The 18,597-nt window shown below is 60.1% G+C and carries 20 protein-coding genes; 16 read left to right on the forward strand and 4 right to left on the reverse strand.

Annotated features, from left to right (window positions below):
• Positions 1-63: 63 nt before the first annotated feature.
• Positions 64-924, reverse strand: a complete 861-nt coding sequence (locus BXE_RS08700; RefSeq protein WP_011487982.1) for an oxidoreductase — start codon at positions 922-924, stop codon at positions 64-66.
• Between the two features lie 598 nt (positions 925-1,522).
• Between BXE_RS08700 and BXE_RS08705 the strand changes: the two genes are divergently transcribed.
• The 3 genes from BXE_RS08705 to BXE_RS08715 all read left to right on the forward strand — a co-directional run bounded on the left by BXE_RS08705 (position 1,523) and on the right by BXE_RS08715 (position 4,007).
• A complete protein-coding gene (locus BXE_RS08705; RefSeq protein ID WP_011487984.1) occupies positions 1,523-2,176 on the forward strand; it encodes a TetR/AcrR family transcriptional regulator in 654 nt (217 codons plus the stop codon).
• A 17-nt stretch (positions 2,177-2,193) separates the two neighbouring features.
• Positions 2,194-2,490, forward strand: a complete 297-nt coding sequence (locus BXE_RS08710) for a YciI family protein (RefSeq protein ID WP_038456369.1) — start codon at positions 2,194-2,196, stop codon at positions 2,488-2,490.
• A 584-nt stretch (positions 2,491-3,074) separates the two neighbouring features.
• Positions 3,075-4,007, forward strand: coding sequence for an HTH-type transcriptional regulator ArgP (locus BXE_RS08715; RefSeq protein WP_011487986.1), 933 nt, complete (start codon positions 3,075-3,077; stop codon positions 4,005-4,007).
• Here the strand turns inward: BXE_RS08715 and BXE_RS08720 are convergent, their stop codons facing one another.
• Together BXE_RS08720 and BXE_RS47850 are read right to left on the reverse strand one after the other, a co-directional pair.
• Positions 4,008-5,294 carry a hypothetical protein gene (locus BXE_RS08720; protein WP_011487987.1) on the reverse strand — a complete coding sequence of 429 codons (1,287 nt, stop codon included), beginning with the start codon at positions 5,292-5,294 and terminating at the stop codon, positions 4,008-4,010.
• Positions 5,287-5,742, reverse strand: coding sequence for a fatty acid desaturase (locus BXE_RS47850; protein ID WP_322787461.1), 456 nt, complete (start codon positions 5,740-5,742; stop codon positions 5,287-5,289). The genes BXE_RS08720 and BXE_RS47850 overlap by 8 nt, the downstream gene beginning before the upstream one ends.
• A gap of 28 nt (positions 5,743-5,770) precedes the next feature.
• Here BXE_RS47850 and istA point away from each other — a divergent pair, with 28 nt between their 5' ends.
• A complete protein-coding gene (gene istA, locus BXE_RS08730) occupies positions 5,771-7,264 on the forward strand; it encodes an IS21 family transposase (protein WP_011487988.1) in 1,494 nt (497 codons plus the stop codon).
• On the forward strand, positions 7,261-8,079 hold the full coding sequence (gene istB, locus BXE_RS08735; RefSeq protein WP_011487989.1) for an IS21-like element helper ATPase IstB: 819 nt from the start codon (positions 7,261-7,263) through the stop codon (positions 8,077-8,079). Before istA ends, istB begins: the two co-directional genes overlap by 4 nt.
• 69 nt (positions 8,080-8,148) lie before the next feature.
• On the opposite strand, the gene BXE_RS08740 is transcribed toward istB, so the two are convergent.
• On the reverse strand, positions 8,149-8,778 hold the full coding sequence (locus tag BXE_RS08740) for a fatty acid desaturase (protein ID WP_052115887.1): 630 nt from the start codon (positions 8,776-8,778) through the stop codon (positions 8,149-8,151).
• Between the two features lie 209 nt (positions 8,779-8,987).
• On the opposite strand from BXE_RS08740, the gene BXE_RS08745 reads away from it, so the two are divergent.
• From BXE_RS08745 to BXE_RS08795, 11 genes are all read left to right on the forward strand, one after another.
• Positions 8,988-9,401 carry an ACT domain-containing protein gene (locus tag BXE_RS08745; RefSeq protein WP_233518793.1) on the forward strand — a complete coding sequence of 138 codons (414 nt, stop codon included), beginning with the start codon at positions 8,988-8,990 and terminating at the stop codon, positions 9,399-9,401.
• 337 nt (positions 9,402-9,738) lie between these two features.
• Positions 9,739-10,134, forward strand: a complete 396-nt coding sequence (locus tag BXE_RS08750; protein ID WP_233518792.1) for a hypothetical protein — start codon at positions 9,739-9,741, stop codon at positions 10,132-10,134.
• 116 nt (positions 10,135-10,250) lie between these two features.
• Complete coding sequence (locus BXE_RS08755) at positions 10,251-10,487, forward strand: helix-turn-helix transcriptional regulator (RefSeq protein WP_011487992.1); 237 nt, start codon at positions 10,251-10,253, stop codon at positions 10,485-10,487.
• Positions 10,477-10,758: a hypothetical protein gene (locus tag BXE_RS08760; RefSeq protein WP_038456364.1), complete on the forward strand. Its 282-nt coding sequence runs from the start codon at positions 10,477-10,479 to the stop codon at positions 10,756-10,758. The genes BXE_RS08755 and BXE_RS08760 overlap by 11 nt, the downstream gene beginning before the upstream one ends.
• A 654-nt stretch (positions 10,759-11,412) precedes the next feature.
• A complete protein-coding gene (gene ltrA / locus BXE_RS08765) occupies positions 11,413-12,780 on the forward strand; it encodes a group II intron reverse transcriptase/maturase (RefSeq protein WP_011487994.1) in 1,368 nt (455 codons plus the stop codon).
• 206 nt (positions 12,781-12,986) lie between these two features.
• Entirely contained in the window at positions 12,987-13,562 is a 576-nt protein-coding gene (locus BXE_RS08770) for a hypothetical protein (RefSeq protein WP_011487995.1), read from the forward strand.
• Entirely contained in the window at positions 13,562-14,215 is a 654-nt protein-coding gene (locus BXE_RS08775) for a lytic transglycosylase domain-containing protein (RefSeq protein WP_011487996.1), read from the forward strand. The genes BXE_RS08770 and BXE_RS08775 overlap by 1 nt, the downstream gene beginning before the upstream one ends.
• Positions 14,216-14,265: 50 nt before the next feature.
• Positions 14,266-14,607 carry a TrbC/VirB2 family protein gene (locus BXE_RS08780; RefSeq protein ID WP_011487997.1) on the forward strand — a complete coding sequence of 114 codons (342 nt, stop codon included), beginning with the start codon at positions 14,266-14,268 and terminating at the stop codon, positions 14,605-14,607.
• A gap of 17 nt (positions 14,608-14,624) precedes the next feature.
• Positions 14,625-14,945 (forward strand): type IV secretion system protein VirB3, encoded by a 321-nt coding sequence (locus BXE_RS08785; protein ID WP_011487998.1) that lies wholly within the window; start codon positions 14,625-14,627, stop codon positions 14,943-14,945.
• A gap of 1 nt (position 14,946) precedes the next feature.
• On the forward strand, positions 14,947-17,415 hold the full coding sequence (locus tag BXE_RS08790) for a VirB4 family type IV secretion/conjugal transfer ATPase (RefSeq protein WP_011487999.1): 2,469 nt from the start codon (positions 14,947-14,949) through the stop codon (positions 17,413-17,415).
• Positions 17,412-18,581: a type IV secretion system protein gene (locus BXE_RS08795; RefSeq protein ID WP_011488000.1), complete on the forward strand. Its 1,170-nt coding sequence runs from the start codon at positions 17,412-17,414 to the stop codon at positions 18,579-18,581. The genes BXE_RS08790 and BXE_RS08795 overlap by 4 nt, the downstream gene beginning before the upstream one ends.
• Positions 18,582-18,597: the final 16 nt, after the last annotated feature.

Here is an 18,597-nt window from a genome sequence, read left to right on the forward strand (position 1 = left end):
GATCGATTTGAGCGACGTCTGGATGGCTATGGCTTGGTTTACGAATTTCGTTGCGATGACCCCTCAGGAATTAACGACAGCGTCGGGATAATCAGCGCTGAGCGTTGTTTTTTCCCAGGCGTCGAACTCATGCTTCTTGTTTTCCAGATCCTTGCGCGCGAGGTCAAGGGCGATTGCGCCAAGCAATAGGTGCAGCGGTGGATTCGACGAAGCAACAACGTCAATTATCGCCTGGGCAGCGCGTACTGGGTCACCTGGCTGCTTGCCCGAAAGTGCAAGCGACATCTTGCGACGCGCACCAGCCGTCTCAGCGTAGTCGTCGATCTCTATCTTGGATTTACCGATCGAGCGCCCGGAGAAATCCGTGCGGAACGGGCCAGGTTCAACCACCGTAACCTTGATGCCAAGCGGAGCCAGCTCGATCGCCAGCGCTCCAGACAGTCCCTCTACTGCGAACTTCGTTGCATTGTAATAACCCGTAGCCGCAAAGCTGACTAACCCACCGATCGACGATAGATTTATGATGTGCCCGCGCTTACGGGCACGCATTCCCGGCAGCACGGACTTTGTCACATTAACGAGACCAAAGACGTTGGTATCGAACATCTCGCGTACAGGCGCCTCTTCACCTTCCTCGATGGCGGCGAGATAGCCATAGCCGGCGTTGTTCACCAGCACATCGATCTGCCCAAATCGTGCCTCGGCCTGTTTCACCGCATGCACGATGGCATCCGCATCCGTCACATCGAGCGGCAAAGCCAGGGCGCGATCCTTATGGCTCGCCACCAGGTCAGCCAGCTTGCTCGCATCGCGTGCGGTGGCGACGACACGGAACCCCTGTTCCAGCAACAGTACGGCCAGCTCGCGGCCGAAGCCAGTTGAGCAACCCGTGATGAACCAAACTGGTTTTTCTTCATTCGTCATCTGCTTCGACTCCTTGTCTGTTGATTCCGGATCACTCAGCGATCAATCGTCGCCACCGTTCTGTCGCCGTGGCGCGTTCCGTCGATTTTCCCGAGCGCTGGAGCATCATCGAGTACTTGCATCTACGTCGAATCGAGCGTGATAGTCACGGCGGCGGCATTCTTTTCCCGTTCGCCGTCCGACGTTGAGCGCCGCATCAGATCGATTCAGGTTAGTTTATGTCACTAAGCGACAAATATCAATAAGTGACTAATGGTATGGAAATTGCGAGTTCCATGGCGCTATTCAGGCCGCTTTTCTATCCGGCCAGCGATGCTGTTTTGGCGCAACGTGCTCACAGAAAAGAGCGCTTTCATCGGTCAGGTGTGAGGCTGCGTCGTCGGTCCGAGCAGATTTCGACCACGACCGATAGCATGCATCCCTTCGCAGCAGAGCCTGCTATCAAACACGACGTAGACGTTCTGTCATCATCTGTCCGTTCCATTCCAGGTCATCTATTAGACTATAAACGACATTTGTCATACGAAGACATTTTGGCTAGAATCCATATAGCCATCATTAATCGGCCGTGGCGGGTAAAGCTTGGGGAGTTAATTCGTTGGGACTGCGCGAACTAAAGAAAGATCGGACCAGGACTCAGCTCCTTGAGGCGGCGCTGGAACTCATTGCGCGCCAGGGGTTCGAGCAGACAACCATCAGCGAGATTGCCGATGCTGTTCAGGTTTCACCGAGGACGCTGCTGAGATACTTTCCAACGAAAGAGGATGTAATCGTCAGTTGGGTCGATCAGGGGATGTCCATCCTCCGGGAGAGTCTCGGAGCGCGCCCGCCGGGCGAAACCGATGCTGAAGCGCTGGTAGCTGCCGCGCGTGAAATGCTGACTGCCTATGAGGCCCGATCGACGTTCTTCCTTGTGATCGAACGCACTATTGCAGCCTCGCCGGGTATTTCCGCTCGCAAGCAGCAGATGATGGAGGGTCTGGCGCGCGACATCTGCGCGCTTTTGGTTAAACGCCCAGCGGCTAGCATCTCATCGGCCCTCATTCGTGATGTCTATGTAGGAACCGTATTTGCCGCCATCCACGCAGCCATACAGGCGTGGGTTGCAACGAACGGTAGCCAGTCGTTGATCGGTCTCTTTGACGAAGCCACCGCCGTTGTGAAATTTGTCGAGCCATCCGGTGCTGACCGTAGAAAACAAGGCGCCAATGCTCGTAACCAGACTGGTCGTGTCCGCCCTGTTGGACGCTAGTTACAAGGAGTCGTGCCATGTTCTATGCCAGTATCGCTCGCGACAAGCCGGATGCGCTTGAGCAGCGCATCGCATTGCGTAATCTTCATTTCGACTATCTCAATTCACTAGGCTCGAAGCTCATCTTTGCTGGAGCATTGTTTGGTGAGGATGACAGAATGGACGGATCGTTGATGGTCGTGGAGACGGACTCGCTGGCGGAAGCCAAGGCAGTGGTAGAACGTGATCCATTTGTTGTCAATGGCTTATATGCCTCTTACGAAGTCAAACGCTGGACTTTTTCCTTCAACAATGCTGTTGAGAAGAAGGGTTAGTGCGTGAACTCTGGGCGCGGCAATGCCGCCGCCTGATCGCCCGGGTGCAACTTCTGCATGCGCCGGTACGGCGACGCACCCAGGACTCGATGTGGAGATGCTTACGTCAGCGCCCGAAGGTCATATTCGTCTCGACCGTGAAGAGGCGTGCGAGTGTGCGTGAACTGGTGTGAGCACGTGCAGCCAGCTTGTCGAGACCGGTGTGAGGGCCGGGATATTGATGCAAGCCATCGATCGCACGTCGCAACCTGCGTCCGTAGCCGTGCGGAGCGAAATTCCGGCCCAATGCTTGGGCTGTCGCACCTGGACCACCACCAGTTGCGCCAATAACTCAAGCGTGCGCATCTGCTTGCCCGTCGAGCTCGGTCGCACTGGTTAGCTTGCGAGTTCGTGCGGCAGATCGAAGACCACAATTGAGCAGCAATAGTCGGACAGGCGCGCAGGAAATGTTGACGCGAATCTCAGGAGAGGAGACACCGATTCGCTGTAGTGTGACCCGTGAACCGTCTTGGGCGGCACCCGGATGGCCAAGGCCAAGGGGGCACAAGCTACCAGCCCTCCTCAGCAATGAAGTTGAGGTTCTCATGATTTTCGACCGACAACAGTTGGAGGCGTTTGCCGCTGTCATTGATAAGCGCCATTTTGGAGAGGCCGCTGCGACGCTGAATGTCACGCGCGGGGCCATTTCGCAGCGGCTCAAGGCATTGGAGGAAGCGATCGGGTCTCCGCTGGTGGTGCGAGACGGAAATATCGCGACGCCAGCCGGAGAGGCATTATTACGACATATCCGAGCGCTCGAGGTACTGGAGGCTGATACTCTGCAGCACATCAAGCCGACCGGTACGCCGAGGCCTCGCGTTGCCATCGCGGTCAATGCAGATTCGTTGGCAACATGGTTTGAGCCGTGTGCCTGGGAAATCGCGAAGCGAAATGTCGCTTTGGAGCTCATCGTTGACGATCAGGATCACACCCTTCCGTCTCTGGCACGAGGTGAGGCGATGGGTTGTGTATCAACCTCATCCGAACCTCCTACGGGATTTCGGGCCGAGAGTATCGGCACGATGGAATACGAATGTGTTGCGACTGCGCAGTTCGCCCAACAGTATTTTTCGCAAGGGCTAGGCTTGCACAGCGTTCTTGGTGCGCCCGCTGTACTCTACAACCGGAAGGACGGGCTGCATGCACTGTTTCTTGAGCGGCTGCTCGATTTCAAGGTGAAAGGTTACGCGACGCATTTCTTTCCGTCTCCGTCAGCGCTGCTGGCGGCAATCGAGAACGGTGTCGGGTATGGTCTGGTCCCCTGCGTTCAGGCGCAACCGTTGATTGAAGCCGGCAAGCTTGTGAGTTTGGCTCCGGCGCACAAAGTCGCGGTCGATCTCTATTGGCATCACTGGGAGACTGCGCCCTCGAACGCACAGGCGATCAGCGACCTTGTGATTCGCCATGCGCGTCAGGTGCTGATCCAGTCTCCCCAACTGGTTGACCCGGCCGTTGACGAAGATACGTCGATCGTTTGATTATCCTGATGAGTTCGGGTCCAGGGGCACAGAGCGCGTGCCGGTGGGTTTGGCCGTATTAATGGACGCTCTCGTTCGCAAAGCCTCAACGAATGCGCAGGGCCAGGCAAGGAGGAGTGGGATCGATTCCGGTAGACGCACCGCGTGGGTCCATTGGATCAGATAGCAGGCCATCGCGATGCTGAAACCAGTCACCATCGACCGTCGTGCCGCACGCTCCGTCACATGGTGGCCTAGCAGGGTTAAGCTGAGGAGTGGGCCGACTGCTGCCAGATAAGCGATGTTCAGCGTGACCATTGTGTCGATGATGCTTTGTCCACGTGCGGCGACCAGGGTGGCTGCGCAAACCGGCAACACCCGGTTGATCGTGGATAGACATTGCGAATGAAGCCATAGGGTGGCTGTTGCATCACTCATTGCCCGGAGGATCGAGCAAGCTGAACCGAGAGCGGCCGTGATCAATACGGTCAGTGTGACAACCAGACAGATGCCATTGGTTCGGTCGACAGCCAGGGTGAGCATGCGCGGAACAACCTGAACCGTATCCTGCAAATCTCGCAGATGCCACTGATCAGCGTTGGTGATCACCGTAGAAGCTGGGAGAAACCCCACGGCGAATATGGCAGCAGCGGCAATCAGGCAGCCAAGACGGGCGCCAGCCGGGGTGCGGGAAGCAATCGGGAATTGCTGGTAGTCGGCGCCGCAGACGACTAGCGCGATGACGGACAAGAACGTCATTCCCGTATGGTCGATTGATGTAGCGCTGATCGACCCCACGAAACTCTCCGGTGCATGCAACCACGTGGTGAGGCCATGCGCCTTGATTAGCGCATAAACCAGGATTGCGTTGCATCCCGCCATGCACAGTGCGAGCACGCCAGAGAGCCAAGATAGCCGAATAAATGAGAGGCCGATGACCAGGCAATCCACGACGAAGAAGGACATGGTATGTGGGGTTCCTGACATGACCAGTACGGACGATGCCCCGCGAATCTGTGCACTCAGTACGCCGGTCATCCAGATGAGGGAAAGAAACGCCACCTGCCGACTGACGGTTGGACCATATCGCGTGTCGAAATGTGCCCATATGGATTGCCCTGTCGACCAGAGTCGCGGTGCAATGAGTGCCAATGCCAGAACCCCGATGGCGCTGGCGACAGCGTAAAGGCAGGCAGCCATACCCTGCTGCAGTGCGAGTTCGCCAGTCCCCATGAGAAATCCGATCCCGCAGCTGGTAGAGACGAGGAGGCTTGCAGTCTGCCAGACGGACAGTGTTCGATTAGCCATGGTTTGTCCCCCAGCCGATGACGCTTGACCGAGAACCTTTCAGATAGGAATGGCATACGAGCGCGCGACCGGCATAGTCGTCGAGCGTCATCAATTGCGCGTGCAATCTGGGCAGTTGGTGGTACGGGACGGCAGGGAAAAGATGGTGCGTCAGGTGGTAGCCGTTGTGATGCGGATGTAACAGCGTCGACAGCAGGCCGTGATTCGGGATTTCGCGTGTGAAGCGGAAGATGCCTTCGGGCTCAAGCCCGTAATGATCCGTCATCTCCCGGAATGTCGTGATGGCATGGAAGACGGTTGCCCGTGCACCGAGTGGGCGGCGACAATTATCTTGGCCGGTCGTTGACGATTGCTTTGGCCGGTGGTGAGGAGTCGTAGGCGGCGAAGCCGCCGGAGACGACGAGCCACCGGCAGCGCTGTGTCGGCGGGGCTTTAGGATTGGGCTGATCGAAGCTTAAAGAAGAAGCGGTCAGCTCATGTCTGGAACCCGCATTACCGACCAACAGGTTTGTCTCTACATGAACAAGCGCAAATGTCATTCGCAGGAAGTCGCCGCCGCCAAGACCGGCATCAGCGTGCGTACGGCGCGACGCATCGAGCGCGATGCCACGCTGCCGTCCCAGAAGCCACGTCAATCATGGCGGACCCGCCCTGATCCCTTCGTCGACGTTTGGGACAGCGAAGTCGTACCGTGGCTGCGCAACGCGCCCAACCTGATGGGCATCACGATCTTGCGCAAGCTGCAGGATGATCATCCGGATCGTTATCCCGATAGCATGCGTCGCACACTGGAGCGACGTATTCGTCAGTGGCGGGCACTCGAAGGGCCTAATCTGGAGGTGTTCTTCCCCCAGGAGCATCAACCCGGCGTGCGCGGACTGTCGGACTTCACCGATATGAGCAAGCTCTGCGTGACGATTGGCGGTGCGCCATTCGGCCACCGGTTGTATCACTTCGTGCTGGCGTTCTCGCGCTGGGAGTACGCGAATGTGATTGAAGGCGGCGAGAGTTTCGAAGCTCTCGCGGCCGGACTGCAGAACGCGCTGTGGCAGGCAGGTGGCTGCCCGCGCGAACATCGCTCTGACAGTCTGTCGGCCGCCTTCAAGAACCTGACCGAACAGCAGGACTTCACGACGCGTTACGCGGCGCTGCTCGATCACTACGGCATGGAGGGTACGCGCAACAATCGCGGTCTCGGTCACGAGAACGGCAGCGTGGAATCCTCGCATCGATATCTGAAGGAAGCGGTCGACCAGGCCCTGATGCTGCGCGGCCATCGCGACTTCGCGGACCGGGTGGCCTACGATGAATTCATCCGTGAGGTGGTGATGCGCCGAAACCGGCGCAACGCTGCGGCGTTTCGCATTGAGCGTGCACAGTTGCAGGATTTGCCTGAACGCCGCACCACTGACTTCGCCGAGGAAGAGGCGCTCGTGACCCGTTGCAGCACTTTCACCGTGCGGGGCATCCTGTACAGCGCGCCGTCGCGCCTGATCGGCCATCGCCTCAAGGTGCGTCTCTACGGAGACCGGCTCGACTGCTATCTGTCAGGCGCACTGGTGCACAGTACGCCGCGAGGCTCCCGTGCAGCCGACAACCGCCACGCGCTTGATTACCGACACTTCATTGACTCACTCAGGCGCAAGCCGCAGGCGTTCAAGGGGCTTGCGTTTCGTGATGCCCTGTTTCCTCGCGAAGCCTATCGCCGGACCTGGGAGCAGCTCGAGGGGAAACTGTCGCAACGTCTGGCCTGCAAGAGCATGGTGGGCCTGCTAGAACTCGCGGGGCACCACGGTGTTGAAGCGGTGCTGGCCGAACGGCTTGAAGCGTTGCTTGCAGCCGGTGAGCTGCCCGATCTGAAGCAGTTGCGCGACGAGTTCGCGCCGCGTCAGGCCTTGTGTCCCGAAGTGGTGGTCGACATGCCACCCGTGGCGATCTATGACGAACTGCTCGACCAGGTGGCAGCATGAACGCTCCCGCCCATGACAACGGCCGTCTGGCCCTGATGCTCAACGAGCTGCGTTTGCCGACCATCGGCAGGTTGTGGCCCGAGTTCGCGGAACGATCTGACAAGGAAGGCTGGCCGGCCACCCGGCTACTCGGCGCATTGCTCGAGCACGAACTGGCTGAACGAGCTAAACGACGTATCGAGCGCCACCGAACCGAGTCACATCTGGACCCGACAAAGACACTTGCGACCTTCGACTTCGGCATGGTGCCCATGGTCTCGAAGGCGCATGTCACTGCGTTGGCAACCGGAGAATCCTGGCTGGAGAAAGGCGCCACGATTCTCCTGTTCGGGCCGCCTGGCGCCGGCAAGAGTCATCTGGGATCAGCCATCGGACACGCGTTGATCGACGCTGGCTACCGGGTGCTGTTCACGCGCACCAGTGAACTCGTCCAGAAGCTGCAGGCTGCACGCCAGAGCCTGCAATTGCCATCCGCGCTTGCGAAGCTCGATCGCTTCGATCTCATCATTCTGGATGACCTGTCGTACGCGCGCAAGGACCAGGCCGAAACCAGTGTGCTGTTCGAACTGATTGCCGAGAGGTATGAGCGCAAAAGTCTTTTAATAACGGCCAATCAGCCGTTCTCTGGCTGGAATGATGTGTTCCCCGACCCCGGTATGACGGTCGCAGCCATCGACCGGCTCGTCCATCACTCGACGATCTTCGAGCTGAACGTCGAAAGCTATCGCCGTCGTAAGGCCAGCGACAAACAGAGCGCTCGCCGGCGACAATTACCCGACGACAATTACGAGGGAGGCGCGACAATTATGAATTAGCCAGCGACAACTAAACCCGTCGACCGGCCAAGATAGTTGTCGCTGACCGGCCGTGCTGCTTGACGCCGTCTAACCGAGCCAGAGGGCACAGAACACCAGCGCGAAGTGCAGATCGACTGCGGCCATAGCCGAGCCTACCGTCATCCACCATGTGAAAATCGCGAGCTGCTGGCGATGGGTAAGATTTCGTCCGTCGAGATGTCCGATCAGGGAGCCACGATATATCGAGAACGTTGTGAGGTAGTGCAAATAGGCGTGGTACCACCGATCGCCGATGCGCGCGCGTCTTGGTAAAAGATCGGGGTCGCGCTGAGGATGTCCTAACCAGGCATGATGACGTGCATGCTGTTCCCGGTAGACCGACAGGCTGCTCAACAGCGGTAGCGCGAGAAACAGATGCGCGAGGCAGTCATTGACTTCGCGGCGAGTGCTCAGATTGCCGTGGCCGGCCTCGTGGAGCAGATTTCCCAATGCACGCTGTCGATTTCCGACGACGACGAGTGCGAGCGGGCTGATGACCCAGCCTATCCGGAAGGTCGCCCAGGCCGAAATGAAAATCACCATCCAGTCGATGGCAATGTCATTGATGGCGCGCCAGGTTTGAGGCTTCGGTAGCCGCCACGCTGGATCACGGGCAAGTATGGCTTGCTTGACCAGGATTCGATCGGCATTGGTTGAGGACGCATCGTTACAGTTCATTGCAGCCCCCTTCGGGCGACGTGAACTCCCCGGGGTTCGGTTTGTCAGATTTTTTAGTATTTCTGAAGCGATGATCTGAGCATAGGCAATGATTCCTCGTCGGACGGGGTGGTTAGGAACGTTGCTGGCTGGATAGATTTCCTCGACACCATAAGGCGAGGAGGGTGGTGTAAGGTGTCAGTGATGAATCGTTGCTGATGGAGGACACGTTGAGCGAGAAAGCCCTGGACAAGCTGTGTGCTGCGATCGAGCCTGAGATGGCCAAAGCCGTCTACGTCTATTGTTCATTTCCCGATTTCGTTTTGCCCGCAGGGTTGTCGGCGCTGTGCACGTTCCGGGAGAGTGAAGGGTTGACTGCGGTGATCGATCTGCAGGATGCTGAGCGCGATGCGATACCGCATACCTTCAAGGCACGCCTCATTACCCTCAAGGTACATTCGAGTCTCGAGGCGGTGGGGTTCCTCGCAGTCGTATCGACGCATTTAGCTCGCGCACGCATCCCATGCAATGCGATTGCCGGCTACCATCATGATCACATTCTTGTCCCCGTCGAGCGCGCTGATGATGCGCTCGCCGTTCTCAACGGGATACGCAATAAAAGCGTGTCCACGCTCTTTGAATAAGTCCCGGAATTCGCTCTGATTCGATGAGTTTTATTGAAGGTCGGATAGTTAACGTGCCGGAAACGATGCATCCCTTGCCCCGCATGAGCTCATTCCCTAGATTATCTCTGTACGTCATACATAAGAGCAATCCAGTATCGGGGACATCGCTACCCTCTCTATGCGCTATGCCGGGAGGAAGGGAGGGCATATGTGCCAATCCAGCCACGAGTGTGTTGATGCAGCCGAGTACGAGACCGGGACCGAATCTGTTGAGCATTGGATAGCGCGCTGTAGTGCCGCCGAAGCTACCGTTACCCGGTTAGCGGCTCGTTTGCGGGGACGCGATCAGCGGATCTTGTTGCTCGAACGCGCACTTGCTCGTACCGTCGCGCTCCACCAGACGCTCGAAGACAGCCTGGAGCAACGTCTGGAGCAGTGCATGGGCTCGTTCGACAGAGCGCCCCCCTCGGAGCCGAGTCGCGGAACAACGTCGGGCGAATTGAACGGGGGCGTCACGGTACATCTTCCTCATTTAACTCGAACGCTTTCTCTGTTGTTTGACGTGATGCGAGAGCAGTGGACAAAGTGGGATCCGGAGCGTCCTCCGAAGTCTTCGACTGTAGCTCGCGCCATTGACGCGAAGTTGGGCCTCAAGGGACAGTCGACCGGCGAAGCATCGCGCAGTGCCCAGACGTTTGCGGCCGCACTGCGACCTGATTCGCTCAACGATGTGGATGGCCGCCACCGCTGACCGATGTTTCCGACGGACTGTTCCGACGACATGACGGAATTGCCCGGCAGACCTTCCTGCTGCTTGAATCGGATCTGTGCCGGGCAGATCCGGGCAAAGCCAGGAGGGCGAAGGTCATGTCGGATTCAATCCGTGTAGCGGGCGCGATCCTGCGTCGCAAACAGGTCGAACAGGTTGTCGGGTTATCGCGTTCGACGATCTACCAGCGCATCAAGGACGGGACATTTCCCAAGGCGATTTCGTTGGGCGGCCGCATGGTCGGCTGGCGCGCGTCCGACATCGAGTTATTCCTGGTCGATCCGGCTGGATATCGGACGCCGGGGCCGTCCCATGGGGAGCACGATGATGATTGATGCTTCCGTTACTTCATTGGAGTCCCGTCTGGACAACTGGGCAAATACGCCGCGTGGCGCGCATGATCCGGTTGATGCGGCGAAGATCGAGGCGGCGTGGATGCGTCTCGATCCGCGCCATAAAGATCTGTTGCGCATGGTGTATCTGTGGCACGCGGGTCGTGAGGTGGTCTGTCGTCGTCTCAGGATTCCGCGCCATCCTCGTAGTCGTTATGAGCTGGAATTGGCTTTGGCCAGGCAGGCGCTCGCACGCCTGCTGGAGAGGAAGTAGACGTAAATTTTTTTCGGAGCTTGTCGGTCAGCCCTGGAATTCGGTGGACAGTGAAGCAGAAATTCTGGCTATTTTGAGGCTTGCAACGCTGCAAAATCGCGCCTAGAGTGCAGTCAACAACTTGTTCCGGTCAACGCGCAAAAGCAAGACCGAGTACGCGCTAGCGGCCCCGATGTACTGACGTATGTGCGTTGACGTGGTGGTCACAATGTGAGCAAAGCCTGCTAACCGGATGGTTGCAGGCTTTTTCGTTTGTGCGCCCAGCATGGGCGCAATCTTGTGGGTGCAAGTCCCACCGTAAGTTGACCACAGCGAACGAAGCGAAGCACAACTGCGAGAGGGTGACCGATCGTGGGAAGGAAGTGTGGAGTGAAGCCGCGAGCCGATGAACAAGAACCGGATAGAAGGCGGTGCCGATCAGGGCGAGCAGCCAAACAACTGCAAAGCTCTCGTGGTCAAGGGTCAGGCGGCGTAAATCCGGCGGTTGTGCGGTGAAGGATTGCGTTCTTACCTGGGGAGATCTCGCCTCATGCCTGAAAGGGCAACGGCGTCGAGCCGGAGCGAGAAGTCAGCAGAGGCCGTAATAGTCACAGGGTAGGCCGATGAGGCTGAGGCTGGTGACGAAGGGCCAAACGGGAAGGAGTGTCCAGCGTCATGTCGATGCGGCAGGTATTGCGTCAGATGTCCGTGCAAACGGGGCGAGCGGGAGTAGCGCGCGGTGAAGCTGCGTGTGTACCTGTGAGCGACGAAGCCTGCGGCCCGCGGCATGAATCCGGGGACACAGGGTCAGCGCTGCTGGAAGCGGCGCTGACGAGAGAGAACCTGAAGCAGGCGTTCAAACGGGTCCGGTCCAACAAGGGAGCTGCTGGCGTGGACGGTCTGGGTATTGACGAGACTGCGCGTCATCTGGTGACGGCGTGGCCCGCGATTCGTGAACAGTTGCTGAAGGGGACGTACCGGCCCAGTCCGGTACGACGGGTGACGATTCCGAAGCCGGATGGGGGCGAGCGCGAGCTGGGCATCCCGACGGTAACGGACCGGCTGATCCAGCAGGCGTTGCTGCAAGTCTTGCAGCCGGTTCTGGACCCTACCTTCAGCGAGCACAGCTACGGTTTCCGGCCCGGACGGCGTGCGCACGACGCGGTACTTGCCGCGCAGTCGTACGTGCAGTCGGGTCGGCGAATCGTGGTGGACGTTGATCTGGAGAAGTTCTTCGACCGGGTCAATCACGACATCCTGATCGACCGTTTGCAGAAACGCATTGGTGACGCTGGCGTGATCCGGCTGATCCGGGCGTATCTGAACAGCGGCATCATGGATGGCGGGGTGGTGCAGCAGCGGGATCAGGGCACGCCTCAAGGCGGGCCGCTATCCCCACTGCTGGCCAACATGCTGCTCGATGAGGTGGACAAGGAACTGGAGCGGCGGGGTCATTGCTTCGCGCGCTACGCCGACGACGCGAACGTCTATGTTCGCAGTCGCCGTGCAGGCGAACGGGTGATGGCGCTGCTGCGACGCCTGTACGGGCGACTGCGCCTGAAGGTCAATGAGACCAAAAGCGCAGTGGCCAGTGTGTTTGGTCGCAAGTTTCTGGGCTACAGCCTGTGGGTGGGTGCGGGTGGGGTGGTCAAGCGCAAGGTGGCGGCCAAACCGCTGCTGGCGTTCAGGCACCGCATTCGTGAACTGACCCGTCGCTCGGACGGGCGCAGCATGAAGGCAGTGGCGGAACAGTTACGGTCCTATGTGCAGGGTTGGAAAGCGTACTTCCGGTTGGCGCAAACACCGAGGGTCTGGCGTGAGCTGGACGAGTGGATGCGCCACCGGTTGCGTGCCATGCAACTCAAACACTGGCGCCGTGGCCCTACCATCTATCGGGAACTGCGTGCGTTGGGAGCTAAACCTGCCGTGGCACATCAGATAGCGGCCAACAGCCGTCGCTGGTGGCGTAACAGCGCAAAGCTGCTCAACAGCGTGCTGACCCTCGCCTACTTCGACCGGCTGGGTGTCCCTCGACTCTCATGACCTCAACCTCCTGAACCGCCCGGTGCGGACCCGCATGCCGGGTGGTGTGGCAGGGGCGCAGTCATATGTGACTGCCCCCTATGCCGATTCTGGTGCTGATCCCCCTTGAACCCGCGGCGTGCCTCCCCGGCCCCGCGGGTTTCTTTTTCCGCACATCCGTTTCGGTACTTCGGTGCTCGATGGACTGAATCGATGGAAGGCGGATCATGAAGATGGATCGGATGATTTTCGGGAAGCTCGGTTTGCGCAGGATGCGTTGCATCGTGCGGCACTGGTCGATTGCCATCGCACTGTTCGTCGGCACATCGATCTTTGCACCGGGCCTGGCGCATGCGGACGACTGGGGTTGTCAGGTGATTCTCTGTCTGGCCAACCCCGGCGGCCCCGAACAGTATAGCGAGTGCGTGCCTCCGATCGAGAAGCTGTGGGTCGCGTTGCGTCACGGCGATCCGTTCCCGGCCTGCGATTTCGGCGCAGGCGGCTCGCAGGGCACATTTGTGGCCAATACCTTCGCGAGCGGAAGCTATTGCCGGGAGGACCTTCTGTATTGGGGCGGCCCCGAGCAGAGCGAATTGCTCTGTCGTGCCACCGGAGCCATCAACGTCGATATCGACAACCAGCTCTATACCCGCGTCTGGTGGGACGTCAGTGGCCAGGGGCGAATGATTACCGAATTCTATGGTGCGGGTAGCACGGAGATGCCGTATGACCCGTCACAGTCTGCCGCGCTGTTCCTGCAGCAGACTGAGCAGCAAGACGACTTCGGTGGCGGAGGTCAGTGATGCTGCCGTTTGACTTCGTTCCGCTCGCGCAGCAGTGCGCGCCCCAGGTCTCGCTGTTGACGATGGCAGCGATCGTTCGGACCGAATCGGGTTTCAACCCGTACGCGATTGGCGTGGTGCATGGCCGGCTGGTGCGTCAGCCGACGAGCGAAGCTGAGGCGGTGGCGACGGTACATGCACTGGACGCCGGTGGCTGGAACTTCAGCGTCGGACTCGCACAGGTGAACCGCGCAAACTGGCCCACCTATGGATTGAATGAGCAAAATGCATTTGATCCATGTCGCAATCTGGCCGTGGGCGCGGCGATCCTGCAGGGTTGTTTCGAACTGGCGCGGCAGGCACGAGCGCATGCATCGAACGATTCGCAATCCGCCCTGCGCGCGAGCCTGTCGTGCTATGCCAGCGGGGACTTCTCGACGGGATATCGGACCGGGTACGTGCGGCGCGTAGTCAGCAACGCCAGTGTCCTTGCACCTTCATCGGAACCCGTTGTCGTTCCGCCCATTGCTCCGATTCCTGTTGTGCCGGTGGGTTCTGATGCTTCAGACCCGCCGGGGCGATCCCGACCGGAAAGGCATCCGGTATCGGAGCCGGCAGATCCGTCAACCGGCAACTCCACGCGGGACCCGAACGATAGCGCAGTGGTGTTCTAGCCCGACGACCAGACGATAGCAGGTAGATCTAGAACGGAAGGGAGTTATTCATGAAATCAGGATTACTAAATAGTCGGAAGCATGTTTCAACCGCTTCGAATGACGTGTGGTCATCACGGCAGGCCGCACGACGGATAACTGCCGGGGCAGCAGCGCTGCTGGTCACGTCGCCCGCCTGGGCCCAGCTCTCTCAGGTCAATACGTTGCTGACCACGATCCAGACGACGCTGCTCGGCGTCGGCGGCGTGATCTGCTCGATTTCCATTATCTGGGCAGGCTTCCGAATGATGTTCCAGCACGCCCGGTTTGGCGACATCGCGAACGTATTCATCGGCGGGCTGTTCGTCGGCTGCGCGACCGTGATCGCCGGCATGCTGATCCCGACGAGCTGATCCGGGAGCGCCGAACCATGAACCCGCTCAAGGATCCCGTCTTCAAAGGCTGCACGCGTCCCGCGATGCTCTGGGGCGTGCCGCTCGTGCTGTTCCTGATGGTCGGCGGCGGCATGCTGATCCCGGCTATCTGGGCGCTGCTCGCGAGTCCGCCGCTGGGTGTCGCGATCCTCTTTCTGATGATCCCCGTATTCGTCGCGATGCGCGTGATCACGCGCCACGACGACCAGCGGCTCGCGCAGTACGTTCTGCGCCTGCGCATGGTGCTGCGTCAGGGCAATCGCCGCTTCTGGGGCGTGCATGCCTATGTGCCCGTTCGCCTGAAGAGGAGGGTGTGACATGCAAGTCGAGCCGCAACTGCTCAGCGTCGCGAACCGGGAAGTGCCGCTTGCTGGCTATATCCCGTACTCGGCGCATGTGACCGATCACGTCATCAAGACGCGCGAGGGGGATTATCTGCAGGTCTGGAAGATCGCCGGTATCGCATTCGAAGCGGCCGATCCGGCCGACATCCTCGCACGTCACGAAGGGTTCAACCAGCTCGTGCGCGGGCTTGCTGGCGGGCATGTGGCGCTGTGGTCGCATCGTCTGCGCCGGCGCGTATCGGATCGCTTTTCGACGGAATACCGCAACCGCTTCTGCGAGGAGCTGGCGACGCGCTATTACGCGAGCTTCGCGGGCTACCGGATGATGGCTAACGAGCTGTATCTGACGCTGGTCTATCGTCCGAACCGCACGCGGATCGGGCGTGTCTTCAGTCGCGCTGCGCGCCGTACGCGCGACGATATCCGGCGCGACCAGCTCGACGCGTTGAAGGTCATGTCCGAACTGGCCGCGCAGGTCGAATCGAGCCTCAAGCCCTACGATCCGGTCGCGCTTGGCGTCTATACCCGGCAAAGTCCCTTTACGCCTGGGCCGCGTCGCTATTCGTCGGCACTGGAGCTGCTTGGCTATCTGGTCAACGCGGTCTGGGAGCGTGAGCCGGTACCGGCGGCCCCGATTCGTGAAGCGCTGCCGACGTCGCGCCTCTTTGTCGGGGCAGAGAAGGTCGAGATCCGCATGCCGGCTGCGACCCGTTTTGCGGCGATGCTGGATCTCAAGGATTATCCGGAAGACACCGAGCCGGGCATGCTCAACGGTCTGTTATACGGCGACTTCGAGTACATCGAGACGCAGAGCTTCACGATCCTCGACAAGCCCAGTGCGAAGGAAGCGCTGGAGCGTCAGCGCAACCAGCTCATCGCGGGCGAGGACGTGGCGGTTTCCCAGGTCGAGGCGATGGAGCGGGCGCTCGATGACCTGATCAACGGCGATTTCGTGCTCGGCGAGTATCACTATTCGCTGGCGGTGCTCGGCGACACGCTGGACGAAGTGTCCAGAAGTGTCGCAAAAGCCCGCACGCAACTGGCTGATGCCGGTTTCCAGACGGCGTTGATCGATCTTGTTGCCGATGCGGCATGGTTTGCGCAGCTACCGGGCAACTGGCGCTACCGGCCACGCGAGGCAAAGCTCACGTCGCGCAATTTCTGCGGCCTGTCGAGCCTGCACAACTTTGCGACCGGCAAGCGCGACGGCAATCCGTGGGGCGAGGCGATCACGATCGTCAAGACGCCCAGCGGCCAGCCGCTCTATTTGAATTTCCACGTCACGCCCGACAAGCAGGACTCGCTCGACGAGAAGGCGCTCGCCAATACGCAGATCATCGGCCGCGCCGGTGCGGGCAAGACGGTGCTCGAACTGTTCCTGCTCGCGATGGCGACCAAGTATGGCATCACGTCCGTGTTGTTCGACAAGGACCGCGGCACCGAGATCGCGATCCGGGCAATGGGCGGCACCTATACCGTATTCCGTCGCGGCGAGCCGACCGGGTTAAACCCGTTCCAGATGGAACCAGGGGAGCCCGTGATCGACTTCTGGGAGCGACTGGTCCGCAAGCTTGTCGACGTCGGCGCGTCGCCGTCGGCGAAGGATGAACTTGATATTTCGCGGGCCGTGCGGGAAGTCGCGCGCATGGACAAGTCCCTGCGGCGGCTCTCGATGGTGCGGCAGCTCCTGCCGAACGTGGGCGAGAACAGCCTGCATGCACGGCTTGCCAAATGGTGCGTGGGCGGGCGGCTCGGCTGGGTGCTCGACAACCCGAGCGACCGCATCGACCTGGCGCATGCGGACCTGTTCGGCTTTGACGATACAGAGCTGCTTGACGACGCAGAGGTTTCGACGCCCGTCACGATGTACCTGCTGCACCGGACGGAGAACCTGATCGACGGCCGGCGTTTCATTTACGTAATGACGGAATTCTGGAAGCGGCTCGGCGATCCAGTCTTCACTGACTTTGCGCTGAACAAGCAGAAGACAATCCGCAAGCAGAATGGGCTCGGGATTTTCGATACGCAGTCGCCGGCCGATGTGCTGCACAGCAAGATCGCCAGTGCACTCGTCGAGCAGAGCGCGACGCTTTTCTTCCTGCCGAACCCGCGTGCCGATTACGACGATTACGTGCACGGTTTCAAGCTGACCGAGGCCGAATTCAATATCGTGCGCAACCTCGGCGAGAACAGTCGCATGTTCCTCGTCAAGCAGGGCCATCGCTCGGCCATTGGCCGGCTCGATCTCGGTGGACTCGGCGACGTGCTTGATGTGCTGTCGGGCACGACCGACAACGTGGAGCTGCTCGACACGATCCGCGCGCAGGTCGGCGACGCACCGGAAGACTGGGTACCCGTGTTTCACGACCAGCTTGCGAAACGTCGCGCGGCACAGGCTGGGGCGCGCCACCCTCAACTGCCAGGGCCGGGAGGTGCGCGATGAGCGGCCTCTTTACCGCCGTTGGCGGCACCCTCGAAAACGGCATGTCGACCTACGTCACGAACGTGTCGTCGGCCCTCTCTGGCGCGCTTGTGCCCGTCGTTACCACGGCCGTCACGGTCTGGGTACTCGCCTATGGTCTTGCGGTGGTGCGCGGCGAAGCTCACGAGGCGGTGCCGGCTTTTGCCTGGCGGGGGCTGAAAGTCGCGATCACGCTCGCATTCGCGCTCAGCACTGGTCTCTATCAGCAGCAGGTCGTTACCGCAGTCAACGGCGCCACGTCCGGGCTCGCACAGACGATCCAGAACGCGGCGAACACGACAGGTGGCGGCAATCCGGGTTGCGGCTCCGTCAACGGTGGCAGCGTGACAGGGCAGGGCGCGGCGACCAGCATCTACCAGACGCTCGACTGCTATGACCAGCAGATTGATCTCGTGATGGATGCCTACTTCGACAAGGCGACGCATGAAGGATTCAGTCCGAGTGGTCTGGCCGCAGCCATTGGCGATTTCCTGTGCGGCCTGGTGGCAGCGCTCGGCGGCTCGATCTTCCTGATCGTTCTCGCGTTCGAAGTGGTGATGGCGCGCATGCTGCTCGATCTTGTGCTCGGCCTCGGTCCGATTTTCATCGCCTGCGCCGCATTCGCACCGACCGCACGCTTTTTCGAGGCGTGGACCGCGAAGGTTGCCAATTACGCGTTGCTGCAGGTACTCGTTGCCGCCTTCCTCGGCATGGCGCTCACGGCGTTCTCCGCTGATCTCACCGCACTTCATGCTACGGGCGGCACACCCGGCGCCGATGCGTCGGCACTCGTGCAAACCATTTCCGCATCCCTGGACGACGCCGCAGCCGCTGCCGCGGCGATTGGCCTGTTCGCAACCGGCGTGTTCCTCGCGATGGTGGGCTGGCAGTTGCCGTCCGTCGCAGCGGGCCTGTCCGGCGGCGCAACCCTGTCTGGCTTCGGTGCATTCGTGGCGGGCCTGGCCTCGCGGCACCTGGTGACCGCGATCGGCCGGGCGATCAGCGGCAGCGGGAAGGGGCCACGGCCGGGTGGCGAGATTCGGGACCGCACTGGTTCAGGTGGCGGATCAGGTGGTGGATCGGGCAGCGGTGCGATGCCGGCTTATCAGCGCGCCTCGCGCGCGAACCTGGGCCGGCAGGGCGAATGAGGACGAGGTGATGACC

The sequence above is a fragment of the Paraburkholderia xenovorans LB400 genome, from assembly GCF_000013645.1.
GTDB classification, from domain to species: Bacteria; Pseudomonadota; Gammaproteobacteria; order Burkholderiales; family Burkholderiaceae; genus Paraburkholderia; species Paraburkholderia xenovorans.

Bases quoted from the DNA above. Each gene is read 5' to 3' on its own strand.
- BXE_RS08700 (WP_011487982.1), bottom strand. From the start codon at position 924: ATGACGAATGAAGAAAAACCAGTTTGGTTCATCACGGGTTGCTCAACT.
- BXE_RS08710 (WP_038456369.1), top strand. From the start codon at position 2,194: ATGTTCTATGCCAGTATCGCTCGCGACAAGCCGGATGCGCTTGAGCAG.
- BXE_RS08715 (WP_011487986.1), top strand. From the start codon at position 3,075: ATGATTTTCGACCGACAACAGTTGGAGGCGTTTGCCGCTGTCATTGAT.
- BXE_RS08720 (WP_011487987.1), bottom strand. From the start codon at position 5,294: ATGGCTAATCGAACACTGTCCGTCTGGCAGACTGCAAGCCTCCTCGTC.
- istA (WP_011487988.1), top strand. From the start codon at position 5,771: ATGTCTGGAACCCGCATTACCGACCAACAGGTTTGTCTCTACATGAAC.
- istB (WP_011487989.1), top strand. From the start codon at position 7,261: ATGAACGCTCCCGCCCATGACAACGGCCGTCTGGCCCTGATGCTCAAC.
- BXE_RS08740 (WP_052115887.1), bottom strand. From the start codon at position 8,778: ATGAACTGTAACGATGCGTCCTCAACCAATGCCGATCGAATCCTGGTC.
- BXE_RS08755 (WP_011487992.1), top strand. From the start codon at position 10,251: ATGTCGGATTCAATCCGTGTAGCGGGCGCGATCCTGCGTCGCAAACAG.
- BXE_RS08760 (WP_038456364.1), top strand. From the start codon at position 10,477: ATGATGATTGATGCTTCCGTTACTTCATTGGAGTCCCGTCTGGACAAC.
- ltrA (WP_011487994.1), top strand. From the start codon at position 11,413: ATGTCGATGCGGCAGGTATTGCGTCAGATGTCCGTGCAAACGGGGCGA.
- BXE_RS08770 (WP_011487995.1), top strand. From the start codon at position 12,987: ATGAAGATGGATCGGATGATTTTCGGGAAGCTCGGTTTGCGCAGGATG.
- BXE_RS08775 (WP_011487996.1), top strand. From the start codon at position 13,562: ATGCTGCCGTTTGACTTCGTTCCGCTCGCGCAGCAGTGCGCGCCCCAG.
- BXE_RS08780 (WP_011487997.1), top strand. From the start codon at position 14,266: ATGAAATCAGGATTACTAAATAGTCGGAAGCATGTTTCAACCGCTTCG.
- BXE_RS08785 (WP_011487998.1), top strand. From the start codon at position 14,625: ATGAACCCGCTCAAGGATCCCGTCTTCAAAGGCTGCACGCGTCCCGCG.
- BXE_RS08790 (WP_011487999.1), top strand. From the start codon at position 14,947: ATGCAAGTCGAGCCGCAACTGCTCAGCGTCGCGAACCGGGAAGTGCCG.
- BXE_RS08795 (WP_011488000.1), top strand. From the start codon at position 17,412: ATGAGCGGCCTCTTTACCGCCGTTGGCGGCACCCTCGAAAACGGCATG.